This is a genomic window from Hyphococcus formosus (genome assembly GCF_046736345.1).
GTDB classification, from domain to species: domain Bacteria; phylum Pseudomonadota; class Alphaproteobacteria; order Caulobacterales; family Parvularculaceae; genus Hyphococcus; species Hyphococcus formosus.
On sequence record NZ_CP157210.1, the window covers coordinates 371092 to 389635 of the forward strand.

An 18544-nucleotide genomic window follows, 5' to 3' on the forward strand; every position below is an offset into this window, starting at 1 on the left:
GGCGCCAGCCAAGCAATGGATCAGATGAGTTGCAAACAGGCGGAATACAAGAGTGAAGCTGACGACTAAAGGCAGATATGCGGTAGCGGCAATGACTGATATCGCGGCAACGAGCGCTGATAATGATGCGCCGGTGTCGTTGTCTGATGTCGCGCTGCGCCAAGGGATTTCGCTCTCTTATCTTGAACAGCTGTTTGGCAAATTACGCCGCGCGGGACTGGTTGAAAGCGTGCGCGGGGTTTCAGGAGGGTATGCGTTGACCGCAGCGCCCGCCGACATCCGTGTTGCAGAAATTGTTGCGGCGGTGGACGAAGAAATCCGAACGACCGCTTGTACGCCCGGCGCTTCAGTAGGGTGTAAGGGAACCTCGGCGCGGTGTCTGACCCATGATTTATGGGATGAGCTTGGCCGCCAAATCGAAATTTTCCTGAATGCGGTGACGCTGGATGACATCCTGAACAAGCGGGTTCTAGGCATGGCGTCGGTCAATCCACCCAGCGAAGGCGCAGAGGCATCGTTACTGCCAAACAATTCGGTTGCGGAGGTGGTGCAATGACCCGTCACTATCTCGATCATAATGCGACATCGCCAGTGCGGCCTGAAGTTATCGACATTGTCGCCGAGACTATGCGGCTGGATGGTAACAACTCATCCGTACACGAAGAGGGTCGGCGCGCGAGTAATATTGTCGAAGACGCTCGAGAGAAAGTTCGTGCGCTGGTGAATGCGCCCGTAAACGGCATTGTCTTTACCAGTGGTGGCACGGAATCGATCCATTATGCGTTACACGGTTCAGTTAAAGCCCAAGGGTTAGGGCGGATTTTTGTTAGTGCGATTGAACATCCTGCGGTTCTTGCCAATGCGCAAACGACAGGCGCGGAGATCGAAGTCATTCCGGTAACGACGTCTGGTGTTTGTGATGTTAACTGGTTGAAAGATCGCCTTGACGGCTATGACCAAGACCAAGAAGGCAAGTTCCTCGCTTGTGTCATGTATGCCAATAACGAAACCGGCGTTATCCAACCGATCGCAGATATTGCGGGCGTCGTTCACGATGCCGGTGGGCTTTTGTTTTGTGATGCGGCACAGGCCGTTGGCAAGGTGCCGGTAAATTTCGTCATGTCGGGTGCTGACATCCTTAGTTTCACAGGTCACAAATTTGGTGGGCCTCTTGGTGTTGGTGCCGTTGTGGCGGGACCAAACCTGGCGCTCGATCCCGTCTTGCGTGGCGGCGGTCAAGAGATGAATCGCCGAGCCAGTACCACAAACACGCCGGGTATCGCGGGGCTTGGCCGTGCATGTGAACTGGCGCAACGCTCGCTCGCGCGGGCACAAGAAATTGCCGCGTTGCGCGACAAAATGCAGAAAGTTGCCGAAGCAAGCGGCGCAAAAATCTGGGGCGTAGAAGAAGCGCGCCTTCCGGGGACGTTATGTTTGTCTGCACCCGGATTTTCTGGCGCGACACAATTAATGACAATGGATCTTGCTGGGCTAGCGGTTTCCGCGGGTTCTGCGTGTTCCTCAGGCAAGGCAAAGCCGAGCCATGTATTAACGGCGATGGGCGCAAGCGAAGACGAAGCAACGTCGGCCATCCGGGTTTCACTCGGGTGGAATTCCACCGAAGCCGATGCTGAAGCCTTCATCCGCGAATGGCCCCAAGCCTATAACCGAATTAAAGCGAGAGCGGCGTAATGTCCGAAGTAAAAGAAACCATCAGCCGTGAAACGGTAGAAACAGCAAAGTCGCTGGAAACCTATAAATACGGTTTCACGACCGATATCGAATCCGAGAAGGCCCCGAAAGGACTGTCGGAGGAAACGATCCGTTACATCTCCGCTAAAAAAGAAGAGCCGGAATGGATGCTGGAATGGCGTCTTGAGGCCTATCGCCGTTGGTTGACGATGGACGAGCCAACATGGGCGATGGTGGATTATCCTGAAATCGATTATCAGGATGCGTATTACTATGCTGAGCCGAAAACGGGCGCGAAATACGAATCCATTGACGATGTGCCGCCGGAAATTCTGGCTGACTTTGAAAAGTTAGGCATTCCGCTGCGCGAGGCCGAAGTGCTTTTGGGCGTGGAAGGCGCAGGGCAAAGCCCCGGTGATGCGCGGACGCACCCTAATGGCGAACAGCCGAAGGTCGCAGTCGATGCGGTGTTTGATAGTGTTTCCGTCGCAACGACGTTTAAAAAAGAGCTTCAAAAAGCTGGCGTGATTTTCATGTCGATTTCCGAAGCTATCCGCGAGCATCCGGAGCTCGTTCGAAAATATATTGGTACTGTTGTTCCGACTTCTGATAATTTCTTCGCGACATTGAACTCGGCCGTGTTTTCGGATGGGACATTCGTTTATGTGCCTGAAGGCGTACGCTGCCCGATGGAATTATCGACCTATTTCCGCATCAACGAAGCCAATACCGGACAGTTTGAACGCACATTAATCATCGCGGCTCCGGGGGCTTATGTTTCCTATCTCGAAGGGTGTACAGCGCCCATGCGCGATGAAAACCAGTTACACGCGGCTGTGGTTGAGTTGGTGGTCGAGGATGATGCCGAAATCAAATATTCAACCGTCCAGAACTGGTATCCCGGCGACAAGGACGGCAAGGGCGGTATCTATAATTTCGTGACCAAACGCGCTGATTGCCGCGGGGTCAATTCCAAGGTGTCATGGACGCAAGTCGAAACAGGGTCTGCTGTGACCTGGAAATATCCATCTTGTGTTCTCAAAGGAGATAATTCGCAGGGCGAGTTTTATTCGATTGCGATTACCAATAACCACCAACAAGCTGATACCGGTACCAAGATGATTCATCTCGGTAAGAACACCAAATCACGGATCATCTCAAAAGGGATCTCCGCCGGTCAATCAAACTCGACCTATCGCGGGTTGGTGAGCATTCATCGTAAAGCCGGTGGCGCGCGGAACTTTACACAATGTGACTCGCTCCTGATTGGGAATAATTGCGGCGCGCATACGGTTCCCTATGTGGAGAGTAAAAATCCGCACGCTATTCTCGAACATGAGGCAACCACTTCGCGCTTGTCCGAAGACCAGTTGTTTTACTGTCAGCAACGGGGATTGTCGGAAGAAGAATCCGTGGCACTATTGGTCAATGGTTTCTGTAAGGAAGTATTGCAGGAATTGCCGATGGAATTCGCCGTAGAAGCGCAGAAACTAGTAAGCGTCAGCCTTGAGGGCAGCGTCGGTTAATGCCGACACCGAACAGGACGCAAATCGATCAAACGAATGAAATGAACTGAGCCATGTTGAAAATTGATAATTTAAAAGTTTCCGTTGGTGGAAATGAAATTCTAAAAGGCCTTACGCTGGATGTTCCAGCGGGTGAGGTCCATGCGATTATGGGGCCAAACGGGTCGGGTAAATCGACACTTTCCTACACAGTTGCTGGACATGATGATTACGAAGTGACCAATGGCGGTATTTCGTTGAGTGGCGAAGAACTGCTAGATCTGGATGCGAACGAGCGCGCGGCGAAGGGCCTGTTTCTCTCGTTCCAACATCCCATGGAAATTTCTGGCGTTCAGACAATGACCTTCATTCGGACGGCCTTGAATGCGCAGCGCAAGGCGCGCGGCGAGGAAGAAATTTCTGCAGCCGATTTTATCAAGCTGGTTCGAGAAAAAGCAAAACTCGTTGGGCTCGACGATAAAAAACTAAAGCGTCAGTTTAATGTTGGTTTCTCCGGCGGCGAAAAAAAGCGCATGGAAATGCTCCAGATGGCGATGTTTGAGCCGCGCTTTGCGATCATGGATGAAACTGACTCAGGCCTTGATATTGATGCGCTAAAAATGGTCGGTGATGTCGTTAATGCTTTGCGCGGCCCGGAACGTGGCTTTTTGGTCATAACCCATTATCAGCGCCTGTTGGACTATATTAAACCGGATGCGGTTCATGTTCTCGCCGGTGGTCAAATCGTGAAATCTGGCGGCCCGGAACTGGCCCTGGAGCTCGAAAAGTCGGGCTACGAACAATTTATTGAAGCGGCGTAGAAAAAATGGCGCAAACAAGTGTTGATAATAAAACGACACTGGAAACGGCGCTCGAAGCGTCGTTCCGGGGACGGTCGAGTGTAAATGAAGCGCAGGCCGCGGCCTTTGAACGCTTTGAAAAATCACGTTTTCCAAATCGTCGTGTCGAGGGCTGGAAATGGTCGGATTTTGCCACGCGCTTGCGCAATTTCTCCCCGGCGCGTGAGTCTTCAGCGCTAACCACAATTGAGCCGTCGCGTTTTGCGTCATTGAACCCGCTAGAATTTCGATTGTGTGATGGCCGCATTGAATTGCCGCAAGAGGACATGCCTGAGGGCCTACGATACGGTATTTTGGATGCGGTTGCGACGATTGCTGAACTTGAAAACAATCCGATCGCGAATTTGAATGTTGCGATGACGCGAAAAGCGTTGGGCATTGAAATTGGTGAAGGCGTAGATTTCAAACGGCCAATCCTCATTCGTCATATCAATTCCGGTAGCGGGTTTGCGTTCGCGCAAACGATGATGCGTATTTCCGTCAACGCGAAGGTACAAATCATTGAGACCTATGAAGGGGAGGCGACGGGGCTTTATTCCCACCTGTTTCACCTCGTGGTCCGGGACGGCGCGTCGTTTAATCGAGCGATGATGCAAGATACGTCACAAGAAGCGACGATACATGCGATATGCGCTGCGAAAATTGAAGGAGACGCTGCGTTTAATCAGTCGGCTCTATCGACCGGCGGGCAGTTATGTCGTCACGAAACCCATGTTCATTTCTGGTCGCCAAATTCTCGCGCCAAAATAAACAGCGCGTCATTATTGTCGGGCGACCGGCACGCGGATTTCACGTCTGAAACCCGCCATCTCGCGCCAGATTGTGAGACAACGCAGCTACACAAAGGTGTTGCGCGTGACCGTGCTCGGAATGTTTTCCAAGGCAAGTTCTTCGTAAAACGCGAAGCGCAGAAAACTGACGCAAAGATGACTGCGAATGCGTTGTTGCTATCTGATACGGCCGAGGCTAACCATAAGCCGGAACTAGAGATCTATGCGGATGATGTTGAATGTGCGCACGGATCGACCGTCGGGGCGCTTGATCAGGATGCGCTTTTCTACCTGCGGCAGCGCGGCCTGTCAGAAGAAGAAGCGCGCGCATTATTGGTTGATGCCTTTGTCGGCGAAGTGATTGGCGATATCGACCACGAACAAATTCGAGAAATATTCGAAACGCAGGTTCAGAACTGGTTGGCGCAATCATGAGCAACGTTCAGCTAGATATTGATGCACTGCGGGCAGAGTTTCCGATCCTGTCTCGTGAGGCCTATGGTAAGCCGCTTGTCTATCTTGATAGTGCGGCTTCGGCGCAGAAACCGCGCGCCGTTATCGATGCCATGTCGCATGCGATGGAATATTCTTATGCCAATGTGCATCGCGGATTACATTTGTTGTCGAATGAAACGACAACGGCATATGAAAATGCGCGGAAAACCGTTGCCGAATTTATAAATGCGGAAACGGCTGACGAGATTATCTTTACCTCCGGTGGTACAGATGCCTTCAACCTTGTCTCCTATGCGATGGGGGCCACGATTGATGGCCACAGTGCAATTGAGGAAGGTGACGAAATTATCCTTTCGATCGCCGAGCACCATTCGAACATTGTACCGTGGCATTTGTTGCGCGAGCGCAAAGGGGTTGTCCTCAAATGGCTCGATATATCTGACGATGGCATTGTCGATCTGGATGCTTTTCGCGCGCTATTTACTGACCGGACAAAGTTTGTCGCGATTTCCCATATGTCAAATGTGCTGGGAGTAACGACGCCTGCCAAAGAGCTAACTCGGATCGCCCATGAACATGGCGCGAAAATATTGTTCGATGGGTGCCAGGGCGCGGTTCACGGGCATGTGGATGTGCGCGACATTGGTTGTGATTTCTATGTCATGACCGGCCATAAACTTTATGGCCCGTCCGGCATTGGTGTGCTTTACGGTAAAAAATCAATCATGGATAAATTGCCGCCCTTTAAAGGTGGTGGCGAGATGATTGATCTGGTGACCACTGAAAACGTTACCTACAACGAATCGCCGCACCGCTTTGAGGCGGGTACACCGCCAATATTAGAGGCAATCGGGTTGGGCAAGGCGCTTAACTGGATGCAGGAAAAAGGTGTTGGTGCTATCGCCGCTCATGAGGCAAATCTGCGTGAGCATGCGATTGATGAGTTGTCTAAACTCAATTTCGTGCGCATCTATGGTCTAGCGCCAGAAAAGGCACCGATCATTGCTTTCACCGTGGAAGGAGCGCACCCGCATGATGTATCGGCAATTCTCGATAGAACCGGCGTAGCGGTCAGGGCCGGTCATCATTGCGCGCAACCGCTGATGAAAAGATTGGGCGTGAGCGCAACCGCACGCGCGTCATTCGCCGCTTACAATACGCACAAAGATGTGGAGGCGCTGATTGCGGGCCTTCACAAGACTTATGAAATGTTGGGCTAAGTTTAGTATATGGATAATCAACGCGACATCATTGACGTAAACCCGCCGGCACCGGAACCGACGCCGCAGGCGGAAACCTCCGGTGCGTCGTCTATTCCGGCGGACGAGCTAGAGCGCATTACCAGCGAAATCATCCGCTCGCTCAAGACGGTTTATGACCCGGAAATTCCGGTTGATATTTATGAATTAGGCCTCATCTATAAGGTCGACCTCGATGATGATCGCCACTTGACGATTGATATGACACTGACGGCACCGGGTTGCCCTGTGGCAGGCGAAATGCCCGGCTGGGTCGAAGGCGCGGTTCGCGGCACAGAGGGTGTCGAGGATGTAACGGTCAATATGGTTTTTGAACCACCGTGGACGCCAGAGCGGATGTCAGATGAGGCAAAACTCGAACTGGGATGGTTATAATTATGGCTCGTCCAAGACCAAAAGTTATCACGCTGACGGACACCGCGGCCGCGCGCATGAGCGAAATCATGGCCGGTGCGGATGAAGACTATATTGGCGTGAAGATCGGCGTGAAGAACGGCGGTTGCGCGGGCATGGAATATACCATGGATTACGCAACCGAGGCTGCACCGCTTGATGAAGTCGTTGAGGAAAACGGAATCAAAATTCTGATCGATCCGAAAGCAATTCTGTTTTTGATCGGTACAGAGATTGATTACGTGACCGAAAAACTATCGCAGCGCTTTGTGTTCAATAATCCGAACCAGACTGATGCCTGTGGTTGTGGCGAAAGCGTAACGATTATCCCGGCGAAAGCTGACGCATAGTCGAACGGGGAGGGCGTTGTGACAGTTTCCTCCTCTTACCTAAGTCACCTCAAAGATTTATTTGCGCCATTTGGCGAGATTACGATCCGAAAAATGTTTGGCGGAGCCGGGATATATTGCGACGGCAATATTTTCGCGATTACTGGCGAAGATGGTCTTTGGCTAAAAGCTGATGATGTTTCGCGCGCGGAGTTTGAAAATGCCGGATGCGAACGTTTCACCTACGAGTTTGAAAATGGCAAAACCGGGTCAATGTCTTATTATTCGGTACCTGAGGAAGTTTTCGACGATTCGGATGCCTTAGAGCACTGGACGCAGCTCGCGCTCGGGGCCGCATCCAGATCAATAAAGAAACCGAAAAAATCAGCTAAAAAGCGTTAGCCGAAAAGCTCTTCCAGAAATTCAATAGTGGACTGCCATGAACGACGGTCAGCATCTGCGTCGTAGACCGTGCCAAAATCCGGATCATTGGCTTCCGGGTTGGTGAAGGCATGCATCGTTCCGCCATAGGCGTGAAGCTGCCAATCGGCGTTTGCTTTCGTCAGCTCCTCGCCAAGAGCAACCACATCAGTGGGCGGAACCATTGGATCGTCCCAACCATGAAGAACCAGCATTTTTGGTTTGATTTCGTCTGCAGTTTTATCCGGTGCCGCGAACAAGCCGTGGAAGGAGATTACGCCTTTTACGTCGGCATTTGCGCGCGCGGCATCCATGGCGCATAGGCCGCCGAAACAATACCCCGCCACAGCGACATTGGAAGCATCCACATCGTCGAGTTTTTTCATCTCGTCGATATTCGCCAAGAGAAGATCTCGCAACTTCCCGCGATCTTCCATGAATGGGGTAATCAGCGCCTGGCATTCATCCGTAGACGACCCAACAACATCGCTGCCAAAAAGATCGATTGCGATGGCGGTATAGCCGAGCGCGGCAAATGCGTCCGCTTTCGCATTTTCTATGTGGGTACGGCCAGCCCAGGCATGGCACAAAATCACTGTTGGGGCGGCTTTACCGTGACTAGCAATATAGGCCTTATATTGCTTACCGTTGATTTCATAAGAATGCGTGCGGGTCGAAACTGTCATGGCAAAATCCTCTAGCGGCTCAACGAAATTGTGCCGCTAGTTTTGCCAGCCTTAGTGGACTTTGTCAGCCTTTGTTTTTTCCGCATTGTCTTTTGCGGCCGATGGTGGCTTTGGGCCTTGCTTTGACGGATTGCCGGGGCGTGCGCCTAATGTGCGCGAGACGAATACCCGCAATCGATCTAGCGATGAGTTTTCGGGATAATTTGATGAATTAATTTTCATGGGATTTCTCCGCTTAACGGGATTAGCGCCGCAAGATGATAAAGAGCGCGTGGATGATGCCGGGGATATAACCAAGCAAGGTCAGCACGACATTGATCCAGAATTGTGCTGTGAACCCGACTTCCATCGCAACGCCAACTGGCGGCAACAGGACAGATAGAATTACCTTTAATAGATCGCCTTCAGAACGTGCCATCGCCGTTCCTCCTTTCAGACCTTAGGTGCTTCGGATGTTGGAAATGAACTGCCCAAATGTCTGAGCAGTCTGGTTGATCGCCCGCGAAATCCATTGGGGGACTTCTTCTGTTGCGCTTTGTTCCGTAACAGGCGCGGTGTGCTTTCGGTCAGTTTGCGCGACAAGGGCGTTTACCTGATTGTCGGCAGTAATCACGAAAAATCTTTGACCGGAATTACCATCACGCATGATGCCCTCTCTCCATACTATGCGAAGAGAACAGGCCGATCTGTATTTGGTTCCCCGAAAGGCGTGGTGTTTATTCTGGCGCGCCAATGCGGCTGATTTTCAGCGTGTTGGTTTTTCCCGGGCGCCCAAAAGGATAGCCGGCCAAGATGATAATTCGCTCACCGTCCTGACCGCCATTCGATTTGGCCAAGACATCGGCTTTCTCGATCATTTCATGAAAATGCGAGATGTCTTCGGTTACGACCGGGCGGACACCCCAAAACAAACCGAGTTGTCTCGCAACATCAGTGTCTGGTGTCGCCGCGATTACCGGGCAATGCGGACGATCGCGTGAAAGACGCCGTGCGGTTGACCCGGTTTTGGTATAGGCGACCGCATATTTGCAATCCAAAACTTCGGCAATGCGCCGGGCGGAAAGGGTTATCGCATCGGCAGTTGTGTATTCATCTTCGGCGCGCTGAACATTTTTAAAGCCGTCCGAATCTGTGTCGCGCTCGGTGGCTGCGATGATCCGGTCCATAATTGCAACTGCGGTCGGTGGATGACGCCCTACGGCGGTTTCCGCCGAAAGCATGACGGCATCGGCCCCTTGATAGACGGCGGTTGAAACATCTGAAGCTTCGGCGCGGGTTGGGGCGATCGATTCGACCATTGATTCCAGCATGTGCGTCGCAACGATCACCGGTTTACCAGCGCGGCGGCAATTGCGGATGATGCCTCGTTGAATGAGCGGTACATCTTCGGGCGCGCATTCGACCCCCAGATCGCCACGGGCGACCATAATCGCATCAGAAAGTGAAAGGATATCGTCAAACTGATCGACGGCTGATGGCTTTTCGATCTTTGAAATTATGCCCGCACGTCCATTGATGATCTCTCTTGCTTCGCGCACATCATCGGCTTGCTGAACGAATGACAGGGCGATGTAATCGACCCCTAAATCGAGGGCAAAATCGAGGTCAGCCCGATCTTTTTCGGTCAGTGCGGATATCGGCAAACGACGGCCGGGAACATTGATCCCTTTTTTGTTTTTCAACTCGCCGGGTGTATCTGCTTTCGCAATGATGTGATGATCGTTCCGTTCCGAAACGGTGATCTGCAATTTTCCATCATCGAGCTTTAATACGTCGCCGGGCTCCAAAACATCGAGAAGCTCTTTATGCGGAATGGGAATGACATTTTCGTCGTTCGATTCTGCCGATAAGGTGAGTTTATATTCCGCGCCATATCGCAGCTTGATTGAGCCGCCTTCGAACGAGCCGGTACGAATTTTTGGGCCCTGAAGATCGGCAAAAATCGTCGCTGGCGTGCCGGTTTCGCGCTCAATGTCGCGAATGGCCTTGGCCACCAGGGTGAGCTTGTCATGCTCGCCATGGCTCATATTCAGCCGGAAAATATCGACCCCTGCGTTCTGGATAAGCCGGAGCATCGAGGGGGATGCGCTGGCTGGCCCAATTGTCGCGACGATTTTGCAAAGGCGATTTCTCACGGCGTTTCGCTCCGTTATTACTCTTTGAAGAGAGTTACGCCTTTTTGGTATTTCTTGGAACCATACCGACTAAATTATTCGGCGTTAAATTGGTCTTGGGGAAAAACCACATCCTGATCATAAAGTGATATGGTAGATATCGCCATTTTAGCAGATCCTTCGATCGGGCGGCGGCTATATACTACGTATATCAGGGTGTTGTTGGCCTCATCGAAGATCCTGCGGACAGCGATGGATTTAAAGACCAAGCTCATTCGCTGCGAAAAGACTTCTTCGCCGTCGTTGCCGAAATCGATATCGCCAATTTTCAGCGGTCCTGTCTGGCGACAGGCTATTGACGCATTCGACGGGTCTTCGAACCAGTTTCCTTTTGAAACGCGATCCCAAAATCCGCGATCAAAATGTGTCAGATGACAAGTAACGCCGTCAACTTTGGGGTCAGCCAAGGCCTGAACCTTGATTTCATTACCGACAAAATCGTTCTTGAACTCACCAACTTCGTTTTCGCTATCGCGACCGCAGGAGAGCAAAAGAAACAGGCCGAGTACTGCGGCGCTGATGCGGATTGGGGATTTTGACTTTCTCATAGGAAGTATATTGGCGCAGTCCCGTCATAAATCCACAATGAATTTATTGCCCTTACGAATTTGCGTTGGATTTAGCTTTTGTGCGGGTCGCTGCGCCGACAATGCCAAGGCCGATCACCACCAATACGCCGGCACCGATCCAGATGGGCGGGGCGCCTAATAGATGCGCACCGATTGCGAGGCCAATTGTAAAAACCGCCATTCCGACGAGATAGGCTGTAAATGCAGACATAAAATTACTCCGGCAAAACAGTGTCCTGCCGGAGTAACGAAAAATGGAGCGGAAAGTTCCGTCAGCGCATTAAATGTTAACGGTTACACAAACCCGCTTTTGCGGTTTCGTATTCGCGTGCCATTTTATCCACGAACGCAGCAGTTGAGGACACTTCGTTAATTGCGCCGACGCCTTGGCCGCCGCCCCAAATATCTTTCCAGACTTTCTTGGCGTTATCCCCACCGGATTTGAAATCCATTTTGGTGGGATCGCTTTCAGGAAGGTTATCAGGGTCCATGCCAGAGTTCCGGATGGAGCTTTTGATGTAATTGCCGTGTACGCCTGAGAAGTAATTCGTATAGACAATATCATCGGCATAGGCCTCGACAATTCCGTCTTTATAGGCTTGATCCGCATTTGCTTCTTCGGTGGCGATAAATCCGGTACCTACATAACCAAAATCCGCGCCCATCGCTTCGGCGGCGAGTACGGATTGCCCCCTTGTGATACATCCTGAAAGGGCAAGCGGGCCGTCGAACCATTCGCGAATTTCCTGAACCAATGCGAAGGGTGATTGAACGCCCGCATGACCACCAGCACCGGCGGCGACGCAGATAAGCCCGTCAGCCCCTTTTTCGATGGCTTTTTTCGCGAAGGAATTATTGATCACGTCATGAAGGACGATGCCGCCATAGGAGTGGATTGCCTCATACACTTCTTCGCGCGCTCCCAAAGAGGTGATCACGATCGGAACTTCATGTTTTACGCATGCCTCGACATCATGCATCAAGCGGTTGTTTGTACGGTGAACAATTTGATTTACCGCATAGGGCGCAGAAGGCAGGTTCGGCTGCTCTTCATCGTGGCGCGAAAGGGTTTCCTTGATTTCGGTCAACCATTCATCGAGCTTTTCTTCCGGGCGCGCATTCAATGCGGGGAATGAGCCAATCACACCCGCCTGGCATTGGGCGATAACGAGCTTTGGCGTTGAAACAATAAACATAGGTGCCCCGATAACCGGGATGCGCATTTTTGATTTAATTTCGTCGATAGACGTCATGAAATTCTCCTGAAATGGTCCCCTTAGGTACCCGCAGGTCACGTAGACCTGCAACCCGCAAATGCAGTTCTGCCCATTTCACTTTGCGGAAAGCTTTGTTCGAGGCATACTTTTGAAAACAACAAGTCAGGGAGAGAAATGAAGCACGCAGATATCCTCAATCCGCCCATCATAGCTGACCTTGTTCGACTTCAGGCAAATGCGCGCCCCGATAAAATTGGCCTTTCGTTTGAGGGGCGTGATTTCACCTATGCACAGATGAATGAGCGCTCAAACCGGGCTGCTCAGGCGTTGATCTCGCTTGGGGTAAAGAGTGGTGACCGAATCGGCTGGCTGGCCCGCAATGTATCGACATTTTGGGACGTTCTGTTTGGTGCAGCCAAGATTGGCGCGGTTGTCACCCCTATAAATTGGCGGTTAGCACCGCCAGAAGTCGCACAAATCCTTGAAGACGCGCAGCCTGCGCTTTTTGTCGGCGAGAAGATGTTCGTAGACGCGCTTCCGGACAATGCGCGCCGCGGTGACTATCGCACGATGCTGTTGGAAGATGGTGGGGATAACTGCTTCGATACATTGATCGACGAGCAAGACGCGACCGAACCCGATTACCAAGCCTCAACCGACGATGTTTTGATTCAGCTCTATACCAGCGGGACCACCGGACTGCCCAAAGGGGTGGTTTTGCCCAACCGCTGTTATCACGCTGTTGGCGAAGCGGGGCGGGTTGCGGATATCGTTCTCCCCCGCACAGATGACGAGGCAGCGCTGCATGCCTTGCCGCACTTCCATGTGGCCGGTGTGAATTTCGGCCTTATGGCAATAGCGCGCTCTATGCGCATCATTCAGCACCGCCAATTCGATCCCGCGGCAATCGTTAAAGAGGCGCAAGGTGCGGTGCCGCTCAACTCATTTTTCGTCCCTGCAATGATCATGATGATCATGGAGGCGGCTAAAGCCATGGAGCTTTCGCTCGCTCGGTTTGTCGGTATCAGCTATGGTGCAGCACCGATGCCGGAGCCTTTGTTGGATGCGACGATGAAGGCGATGCCGAATGCCATTCTTACGCAATTTTATGGCATGACTGAAACCACTGGTGGGGTTACCGTTCTCGACCATGACGACCATGCGCCAGGCAAGAAGCAGCGGGTGTCTGCAGGTAAACCGCTGCCAGATTGTGCGGTAAAAATTTGTGACCCGATTTCTGGCGAGGAGGTCGCGCAAGGACAAACCGGCGAGGTCGTTGCGCGTGCCGATTTTATTATGGATGGCTATTGGAATAAGCCGGACGCAACTTCAGAGGTTTTGCGCGACGGATGGTATTGGTCCGGTGATGCGGGGTACAAAGATGAAAATGGTTTTGTCTATATTGTCGACCGCATAAAGGACATGATCATATCCGGCGGCGAGAATATTTACCCCGCTGAGCTGGAGGGCATACTGGCCCGTTGTCCGGGTATCGCAGATGTCGCGGTGATTGGCATTCCCGACGAAAAATGGGGCGAATGCGTAAAAGTTTATGCGGTTAAACGGGTTGGGGCGGAAATCGACGAGGAAGGCGTGATCGGCTTTCTGAAAGGCAAGGTCGCCGATTTCAAATTACCGAAAAGTGTCGCATTTATAGACATGCTGCCGCGAAATCCGTCAGGAAAAATTCTCAAAACGGAACTCCGAAAGCGCGAATCGGGCGGCTGAGGTTACGCGAAGATCGCCCATTTTGCTGAAAATGGCTGCGTTTTCGTCAGTATGGCGAGCGCAATATGGCTGTATTTCCTCAGCAATTTCGCCTGATGGGTGTGCGAACTGCGGAATCTCTGGTTTTACGTAAGAATTTTATTAAAAAGCAGCGGGTTCTCCTTTCGGTACGGCACCGAAATTGATAGTATTGTACCGAACTACTGTTCTAGGGGGAACATTATGAAAAAGCTTTTGATTTCCGCGCTGGGATTGGGCTTCGGGCTCATGGCAAGTGCGAACGCCGCCGAGATGACGCTTGGCGGCATTACTTTCGACACCGACAATTCGGCATCGACTGTGCTCTGGGCGCAGGGCGGTGTTTTCGCCGGTAATCTGGATAATCGGCGCGAAGCCTGTGTTGATCCGACCGATTCGTCTTCGACGGTAGGTGCCACAGGCGTTGAGTGTCGCGCGCTTGAAGTGACAGGTTTTGATCTCGATACGGATGTTGAACTAGACGAGAACAATACCGTTACTCAGGATCCGGATGTCCTTTCAGTCTTCTTTGACGATGATCTGATCAATGGCGACGGTTTCGATATTATTGTATTCGAAACCCAGGATCAGGATGATCCGCCTGCGGTTACGATGATCCTTAATGGCACGCAGCTCATTGGTGAGCGCATTGCGGTTGTTGAGGTTGATGGTGATACCTTCACGATGTGGGGTTTCGATTTTGCAAACCTTCCATTCGATTTGGCTATGGGCGCGACCATCAGTGCACCGCTTTATCTTCAAACAGCACGTGACGATGAAAATACTCCTGTTGGTTCATCTGATATCGCTGCGATTGTCGGTTTGAATTTTGGCGTACCAACACCTGAGATACCGCTGCCAGCGGCAGCATGGTTATTCATCGCCGGTATAACCGGCCTTGGGTTCGCTGGACGCAATAAGCGCAAAGCCGCTTAAATAATTTTTTCGCAACTGAACAGCCCGCTGTGGTCCCCGCGGCGGGCTTTTTTATGTGCGGGTCGCGCGTGAAACGATATCGATCCACGCTTCGATTACCGCATCGACCCGTCGTTTATCGTCTAAGAGGCTGTCGTGCACGAGCAGGCCGGTCATCATGCATCGGCCTATGGTTAGCATCGCATTGAGCTCATCAGTGTTGCGTGCGATCGGCGTTAAAAGATCACGCATTTCATTTTCAATTCGCTCGCGCCATTTTTCGAGTTTTGGCGCAATGCGTTTTTTAAGCGTCGGATCGGTCCGTGAAGCCACCAAGATTTGCAAGAGCGCTTCATATTCATGGGTGGAAAACTGGTCCTGCCATGACCGGCGCGTGACCGTGCCAAAGGCGCTTCGATCTTTTTCGAGTTCCGTTTTGATCTGCGTGAACCATTTTATCGAGCGGCCGAGCAAAAATGCCGCCGTTGCCGCAACCAACTCTTCCTTGCTGGGGAAGTGATGTTGTAGCGCCCCTTGCGACACGCCAGCGACGCTTACTACCTGTTTTATCGAGGTGCCGGGATAGCCAATCGTCGCGAGGCAATGGGCGGTTGCTTCGCAAATGCGCCTCCGCATTGCGGCTGATTTCTCCTGCTGGCGCGAGGGGGCTGTGCTCGATGCTTGACCTTGTTCTGGCATCTTTTTAAAACAATATGATCATATTGTTTTGTCAAGCCCGCGACAGAGAAGCCATGCCGATATTCGAAAGCGACATTGATGTTCACGCATCCGGTTTCAAAAAAAACCGGGAAGACCACCTTAAACTCATCGAGCAATTCCGTTCGCTCGAGCAAAAGATTGTCGAGACGTCGGCACGGGCGAAACCAAAGTTCGAAAAGCGGGGGCAATTATTGCCGCGCGAACGATTGGCGCTATTGCTTGATCGCGGTGCACCCTTTGTCGAACTATCGACCTTATGCGGATACAAAATGCACGATGACGATGGCGATCAGGCCATCTCTGGCGGCGGATCAATTTCCGGAATCGGCTTCGTTTCAGGTGTGCGGTGTGTGGTTGCGGCTTCGGACAGCGGCATAAAAGGCGGCGCTGCAACCCCAATGGGGGTTCATAAAGCACTGCGCGCGCAGCAACTCGCACTCGAAAATAAGCTTCCCTTTGTGCAGCTAATCGAAAGCGCCGGCGCGAATTTGATGCGGCAGGCAGAAATGTTTGTCTCGGGCGGTAAGACATTTGCCAATCTGGCGCGCTTGTCTGCGGCTGGGTGCCCGGTAGTTTCCGTTGTGCACGGATCATCGACAGCGGGTGGTGCCTATCAAACGGGACTGTCGGATTATGTGGTCGCAGTGCGGGGGAAGTCGAAAGTCTTCCTTGCGGGACCGCCTTTGCTCAAAGCGGCGACGGGCGAGATTGCGACTGATGAAGATCTTGGCGGCGCGGAGATGCACTATCACACGTCCGGCACAGCTGAGTATATGGCCGAGAATGATGCCGATGGTGTGCGTATCGCGCGAGAAATTCTGTCGAAACTTGGCTGGGACCGCGCCGAGCGTGAGCGCCGATATGATCCGCCACTATATGACCCTGAAGAGCTGTTAGGCGTTGTCCCTGTGGATTATCGTCAACCGTATAACTCGCGCGAAGTCATCGCACGATTGGTTGATGGCTCGGATATTCTCGGCTTCAAAGATGGCTATGGTACCGCGACCGTCTGTTCGCAGGCCGCGATTGCCGGTCATCAGGTCGGCATAATATCGAATAATGGGCCAATTGATTCGGACGGTGCGGCGAAGGTGGCGCAATTCATTCAGCTAATGGAACAGGCGGGTACGCCTGTTGTCTTTTTGCAGAACACAACGGGTTATCTTGTTGGTACGGATGCTGAGCAACGGGGAATTGTAAAGCACGGCTCCAAAATGATCCAGGCGGTCACAAATATGACGGTGCCTAAGCTTACGCTGCATATTGGTGCATCCTTTGGCGCGGGAAATTACGGCATGTGTGGCAGAGCATTTGACCCGCGTTTTATTTTTGCCTGGCCGAATAACCGGATTGCGGTGATGGGCGGGGAACAGGCAGCAAAGACAATGCGCATTGTCGCGGAAGAGGGCGCGCGCCGAAAGGGGCAGGAGCCGAATACGGAATTCCTCGACGGTATGGCGAAGCATATCGTGGATACCTATGACGCAGAATCGCGTGCGCTATTTGCGACTGCGCGCCTTTGGGATGACGGCCTGATCGACCCAAGGGATAGCCGCAACGTTCTGGCCTTTTGCCTTGATAGCCTCGCTGAAGCGGAAAGCCGCCAGCTAAGACCGAATCTTTTCGGTGTTGCACGGATGTAGGAGAGGAATATGAAACTGACTTCTGAACATGAACAAATTCGCGATATGCTCAAACGCTATATCGACGAAAAGATAAATCCGTATGTGGATGAATGGGAAGAGGCAGGGATTTTTCCTGCTCATCAGGTTTTCAAAGGCTTGGGCGATCTTGGGCTTTTGGGCGTGACCAAGCCGACTGAATATGGCGGGATGGGCCTCGATTGGTCATATGGCGCAATCGTTGCGGAAACGCTCGGCTATATTAATTGCGGCGGGATTCCAATGGCGATTGGCGTTCAGACCGATATGGCGACCCCGGCTCTTGCAAAATTCGGTACCGAAGAAGCCAAAGAGGATTTATTGCGGCCCACCATCGCGGGTGATTATGTGGCCTGCCTCGGAGTGTCTGAGGTCGGTGCCGGGTCTGACGTGGCGTCGATTAAAACAACCGCCAAGAAGGATGGTGATGATTACATCATCAATGGCGGTAAAATGTGGACGACGAGCGGTACTCAAGCGGATTGGATGTGTCTATTGGCAAATACGTCTGATGATGGTGCGCACAGAAACAAAACCCTGATTGCGCTTCCCTTGCGGGACGAAAAGGGAAATCTCCGCGAAGGAATAACGATCGCGCGTAAGCTAAAGAAACTTGGCATGCGGAGTTCTGATACGGCAGAATTCTTCTTTGATAATGTCCGCGTTCCCCAGCGCTATCGCATTGGCGAAGAAGGGGCCGGGTTCATGTACCAGATGCTCCAGTTTCAGGAAGAGCGCTTATGGGCGGCATTATCAAGTCTCGTAAGTCTCGATAATACGATTGATGCGACAATTGAATATACGCGCGAGCGAAAAGCCTTTGGAAAATCGATCCTTGATAATCAGGTTGTTCATTTCCGCATGGCCGAACTCAAGACGGAGGTCCAGGCTCTGCGTTCTTTGACGTGGGATGCAGTTGAAAAAATGATGTCCGGCGAGGATGCAACCATGCTTGCCTCGATGGCAAAACTGAAAGTTGGTCGTCTTTCGCGCGAGGTCAATGATTCTTGCCTCCAATATTGGGGCGGTATGGGCTTTATGGAGGAAACCCCAGTTTCGCGTTCGTATCGCGATGGTCGATTGGGATCCATTGGCGGCGGTGCCGACGAAGTAATGTTGTCGATCATCTGTAAATATATGGGCACATTACCCGGCAAATCCTGAGCGGAAAT

22 protein-coding genes are annotated in these 18544 nt (G+C 52.0%); 13 read left to right on the forward strand and 9 right to left on the reverse strand.

All coding sequences use genetic code 11. The annotated features are described in order from the left end of the window. The first annotated feature begins 52 nt into the window (after positions 1-52). From ABFZ83_RS01675 to ABFZ83_RS01715, 9 genes are read left to right on the forward strand one after another with little or no spacing between them, the layout of a single operon-like run. Positions 53-556, forward strand: a complete 504-nt coding sequence (locus tag ABFZ83_RS01675; RefSeq protein ID WP_411817704.1) for an Rrf2 family transcriptional regulator — start codon at positions 53-55, stop codon at positions 554-556. Beyond that, positions 553-1692, forward strand: a complete 1140-nt coding sequence (locus ABFZ83_RS01680) for a cysteine desulfurase family protein (protein ID WP_411817705.1) — start codon at positions 553-555, stop codon at positions 1690-1692. Before ABFZ83_RS01675 ends, ABFZ83_RS01680 begins: the two co-directional genes overlap by 4 nt. Further along, positions 1692-3218 carry a Fe-S cluster assembly protein SufB gene (gene sufB, locus ABFZ83_RS01685; protein ID WP_411817706.1) on the forward strand — a complete coding sequence of 509 codons (1527 nt, stop codon included), beginning with the start codon at positions 1692-1694 and terminating at the stop codon, positions 3216-3218. The genes ABFZ83_RS01680 and sufB overlap by 1 nt, the downstream gene beginning before the upstream one ends. A 53-nt stretch (positions 3219-3271) precedes the next feature. Further along, entirely contained in the window at positions 3272-4018 is a 747-nt protein-coding gene (gene sufC, locus ABFZ83_RS01690) for a Fe-S cluster assembly ATPase SufC (protein WP_411817707.1), read from the forward strand. Positions 4019-4023: 5 nt separating this feature from the next. Next, positions 4024-5262 (forward strand): Fe-S cluster assembly protein SufD, encoded by a 1239-nt coding sequence (sufD, locus tag ABFZ83_RS01695; RefSeq protein WP_411817708.1) that lies wholly within the window; start codon positions 4024-4026, stop codon positions 5260-5262. Further along, positions 5259-6503 (forward strand): cysteine desulfurase, encoded by a 1245-nt coding sequence (locus ABFZ83_RS01700; protein WP_411817709.1) that lies wholly within the window; start codon positions 5259-5261, stop codon positions 6501-6503. The genes sufD and ABFZ83_RS01700 overlap by 4 nt, the downstream gene beginning before the upstream one ends. A 9-nt stretch (positions 6504-6512) precedes the next feature. Continuing rightward, the gene (locus ABFZ83_RS01705) at positions 6513-6917 is read left to right on the forward strand and encodes an SUF system Fe-S cluster assembly protein (protein WP_411817710.1); all 405 of its coding nucleotides are present in this window, start codon (positions 6513-6515) and stop codon (positions 6915-6917) included. A 2-nt stretch (positions 6918-6919) separates the two neighbouring features. Beyond that, positions 6920-7285, forward strand: coding sequence for a HesB/IscA family protein (locus ABFZ83_RS01710; RefSeq protein WP_411817711.1), 366 nt, complete (start codon positions 6920-6922; stop codon positions 7283-7285). An 18-nt stretch (positions 7286-7303) separates the two neighbouring features. Further along, positions 7304-7666, forward strand: coding sequence for a TfoX/Sxy family protein (locus tag ABFZ83_RS01715; RefSeq protein WP_411817712.1), 363 nt, complete (start codon positions 7304-7306; stop codon positions 7664-7666). On the opposite strand, the gene ABFZ83_RS01720 is transcribed toward ABFZ83_RS01715, so the two are convergent. The 8 genes from ABFZ83_RS01720 to ABFZ83_RS01755 all read right to left on the reverse strand — a co-directional run bounded on the left by ABFZ83_RS01720 (position 7663) and on the right by ABFZ83_RS01755 (position 12366). Beyond that, the gene (locus tag ABFZ83_RS01720; protein ID WP_411817713.1) at positions 7663-8370 is read right to left on the reverse strand and encodes a dienelactone hydrolase family protein; all 708 of its coding nucleotides are present in this window, start codon (positions 8368-8370) and stop codon (positions 7663-7665) included. The genes ABFZ83_RS01715 and ABFZ83_RS01720 overlap by 4 nt on opposite strands. Before the next feature lie 51 nt (positions 8371-8421). Continuing rightward, positions 8422-8592 (reverse strand): hypothetical protein, encoded by a 171-nt coding sequence (locus ABFZ83_RS01725; RefSeq protein ID WP_411817714.1) that lies wholly within the window; start codon positions 8590-8592, stop codon positions 8422-8424. Positions 8593-8614: 22 nt separating this feature from the next. Next, the gene (locus ABFZ83_RS01730) at positions 8615-8788 is read right to left on the reverse strand and encodes a YqaE/Pmp3 family membrane protein (RefSeq protein WP_411817715.1); all 174 of its coding nucleotides are present in this window, start codon (positions 8786-8788) and stop codon (positions 8615-8617) included. 21 nt (positions 8789-8809) lie between these two features. Beyond that, a complete protein-coding gene (locus tag ABFZ83_RS01735; protein ID WP_411817716.1) occupies positions 8810-9016 on the reverse strand; it encodes a hypothetical protein in 207 nt (68 codons plus the stop codon). Positions 9017-9086: 70 nt separating this feature from the next. Then, positions 9087-10505: a pyruvate kinase gene (gene pyk / locus ABFZ83_RS01740; RefSeq protein WP_411817717.1), complete on the reverse strand. Its 1419-nt coding sequence runs from the start codon at positions 10503-10505 to the stop codon at positions 9087-9089. 74 nt (positions 10506-10579) lie between these two features. After that, complete coding sequence (locus ABFZ83_RS01745; protein WP_411817718.1) at positions 10580-11092, reverse strand: CreA family protein; 513 nt, start codon at positions 11090-11092, stop codon at positions 10580-10582. Between the two features lie 52 nt (positions 11093-11144). Further along, the gene (locus ABFZ83_RS01750) at positions 11145-11324 is read right to left on the reverse strand and encodes a hypothetical protein (RefSeq protein WP_411817719.1); all 180 of its coding nucleotides are present in this window, start codon (positions 11322-11324) and stop codon (positions 11145-11147) included. A 76-nt stretch (positions 11325-11400) separates the two neighbouring features. After that, a complete protein-coding gene (locus tag ABFZ83_RS01755) occupies positions 11401-12366 on the reverse strand; it encodes an NAD(P)H-dependent flavin oxidoreductase (RefSeq protein WP_411817720.1) in 966 nt (321 codons plus the stop codon). Between the two features lie 138 nt (positions 12367-12504). Between ABFZ83_RS01755 and ABFZ83_RS01760 the strand changes: the two genes are divergently transcribed. Both ABFZ83_RS01760 and ABFZ83_RS01765 read left to right on the forward strand, forming a co-directional pair. Continuing rightward, positions 12505-14058 (forward strand): AMP-binding protein, encoded by a 1554-nt coding sequence (locus ABFZ83_RS01760; RefSeq protein WP_411817721.1) that lies wholly within the window; start codon positions 12505-12507, stop codon positions 14056-14058. A gap of 222 nt (positions 14059-14280) precedes the next feature. Then, positions 14281-15012 (forward strand): VPLPA-CTERM sorting domain-containing protein, encoded by a 732-nt coding sequence (locus tag ABFZ83_RS01765; protein WP_411817722.1) that lies wholly within the window; start codon positions 14281-14283, stop codon positions 15010-15012. A 51-nt stretch (positions 15013-15063) separates the two neighbouring features. Here ABFZ83_RS01765 and ABFZ83_RS01770 read toward each other — a convergent pair whose 3' ends face one another. After that, positions 15064-15627, reverse strand: a complete 564-nt coding sequence (locus ABFZ83_RS01770; protein WP_411817723.1) for a TetR/AcrR family transcriptional regulator — start codon at positions 15625-15627, stop codon at positions 15064-15066. Between the two features lie 116 nt (positions 15628-15743). Here ABFZ83_RS01770 and ABFZ83_RS01775 point away from each other — a divergent pair, with 116 nt between their 5' ends. After that, positions 15744-17354 carry an acyl-CoA carboxylase subunit beta gene (locus ABFZ83_RS01775; RefSeq protein WP_411817724.1) on the forward strand — a complete coding sequence of 537 codons (1611 nt, stop codon included), beginning with the start codon at positions 15744-15746 and terminating at the stop codon, positions 17352-17354. Between the two features lie 9 nt (positions 17355-17363). After that, positions 17364-18536 carry an acyl-CoA dehydrogenase family protein gene (locus tag ABFZ83_RS01780; protein WP_411817725.1) on the forward strand — a complete coding sequence of 391 codons (1173 nt, stop codon included), beginning with the start codon at positions 17364-17366 and terminating at the stop codon, positions 18534-18536. The last annotated feature ends 8 nt before the right edge of the window (positions 18537-18544 follow it).

Bases quoted from the DNA above. Each gene is read 5' to 3' on its own strand.
- ABFZ83_RS01775 (WP_411817724.1), top strand. From the start codon at position 15,744: ATGCCGATATTCGAAAGCGACATTGATGTTCACGCATCCGGTTTCAAA.
- ABFZ83_RS01730 (WP_411817715.1), bottom strand. From the start codon at position 8,788: ATGGCACGTTCTGAAGGCGATCTATTAAAGGTAATTCTATCTGTCCTG.
- ABFZ83_RS01705 (WP_411817710.1), top strand. From the start codon at position 6,513: ATGGATAATCAACGCGACATCATTGACGTAAACCCGCCGGCACCGGAA.
- sufB (WP_411817706.1), top strand. From the start codon at position 1,692: ATGTCCGAAGTAAAAGAAACCATCAGCCGTGAAACGGTAGAAACAGCA.
- ABFZ83_RS01750 (WP_411817719.1), bottom strand. From the start codon at position 11,324: ATGTCTGCATTTACAGCCTATCTCGTCGGAATGGCGGTTTTTACAATT.
- ABFZ83_RS01700 (WP_411817709.1), top strand. From the start codon at position 5,259: ATGAGCAACGTTCAGCTAGATATTGATGCACTGCGGGCAGAGTTTCCG.
- ABFZ83_RS01745 (WP_411817718.1), bottom strand. From the start codon at position 11,092: ATGAGAAAGTCAAAATCCCCAATCCGCATCAGCGCCGCAGTACTCGGC.
- ABFZ83_RS01760 (WP_411817721.1), top strand. From the start codon at position 12,505: ATGAAGCACGCAGATATCCTCAATCCGCCCATCATAGCTGACCTTGTT.
- ABFZ83_RS01755 (WP_411817720.1), bottom strand. From the start codon at position 12,366: ATGACGTCTATCGACGAAATTAAATCAAAAATGCGCATCCCGGTTATC.
- ABFZ83_RS01780 (WP_411817725.1), top strand. From the start codon at position 17,364: ATGAAACTGACTTCTGAACATGAACAAATTCGCGATATGCTCAAACGC.
- sufC (WP_411817707.1), top strand. From the start codon at position 3,272: ATGTTGAAAATTGATAATTTAAAAGTTTCCGTTGGTGGAAATGAAATT.
- ABFZ83_RS01770 (WP_411817723.1), bottom strand. From the start codon at position 15,627: ATGCGGAGGCGCATTTGCGAAGCAACCGCCCATTGCCTCGCGACGATT.
- ABFZ83_RS01720 (WP_411817713.1), bottom strand. From the start codon at position 8,370: ATGACAGTTTCGACCCGCACGCATTCTTATGAAATCAACGGTAAGCAA.
- ABFZ83_RS01710 (WP_411817711.1), top strand. From the start codon at position 6,920: ATGGCTCGTCCAAGACCAAAAGTTATCACGCTGACGGACACCGCGGCC.
- sufD (WP_411817708.1), top strand. From the start codon at position 4,024: ATGGCGCAAACAAGTGTTGATAATAAAACGACACTGGAAACGGCGCTC.
- ABFZ83_RS01765 (WP_411817722.1), top strand. From the start codon at position 14,281: ATGAAAAAGCTTTTGATTTCCGCGCTGGGATTGGGCTTCGGGCTCATG.
- ABFZ83_RS01680 (WP_411817705.1), top strand. From the start codon at position 553: ATGACCCGTCACTATCTCGATCATAATGCGACATCGCCAGTGCGGCCT.
- ABFZ83_RS01725 (WP_411817714.1), bottom strand. From the start codon at position 8,592: ATGAAAATTAATTCATCAAATTATCCCGAAAACTCATCGCTAGATCGA.
- ABFZ83_RS01735 (WP_411817716.1), bottom strand. From the start codon at position 9,016: ATGCGTGATGGTAATTCCGGTCAAAGATTTTTCGTGATTACTGCCGAC.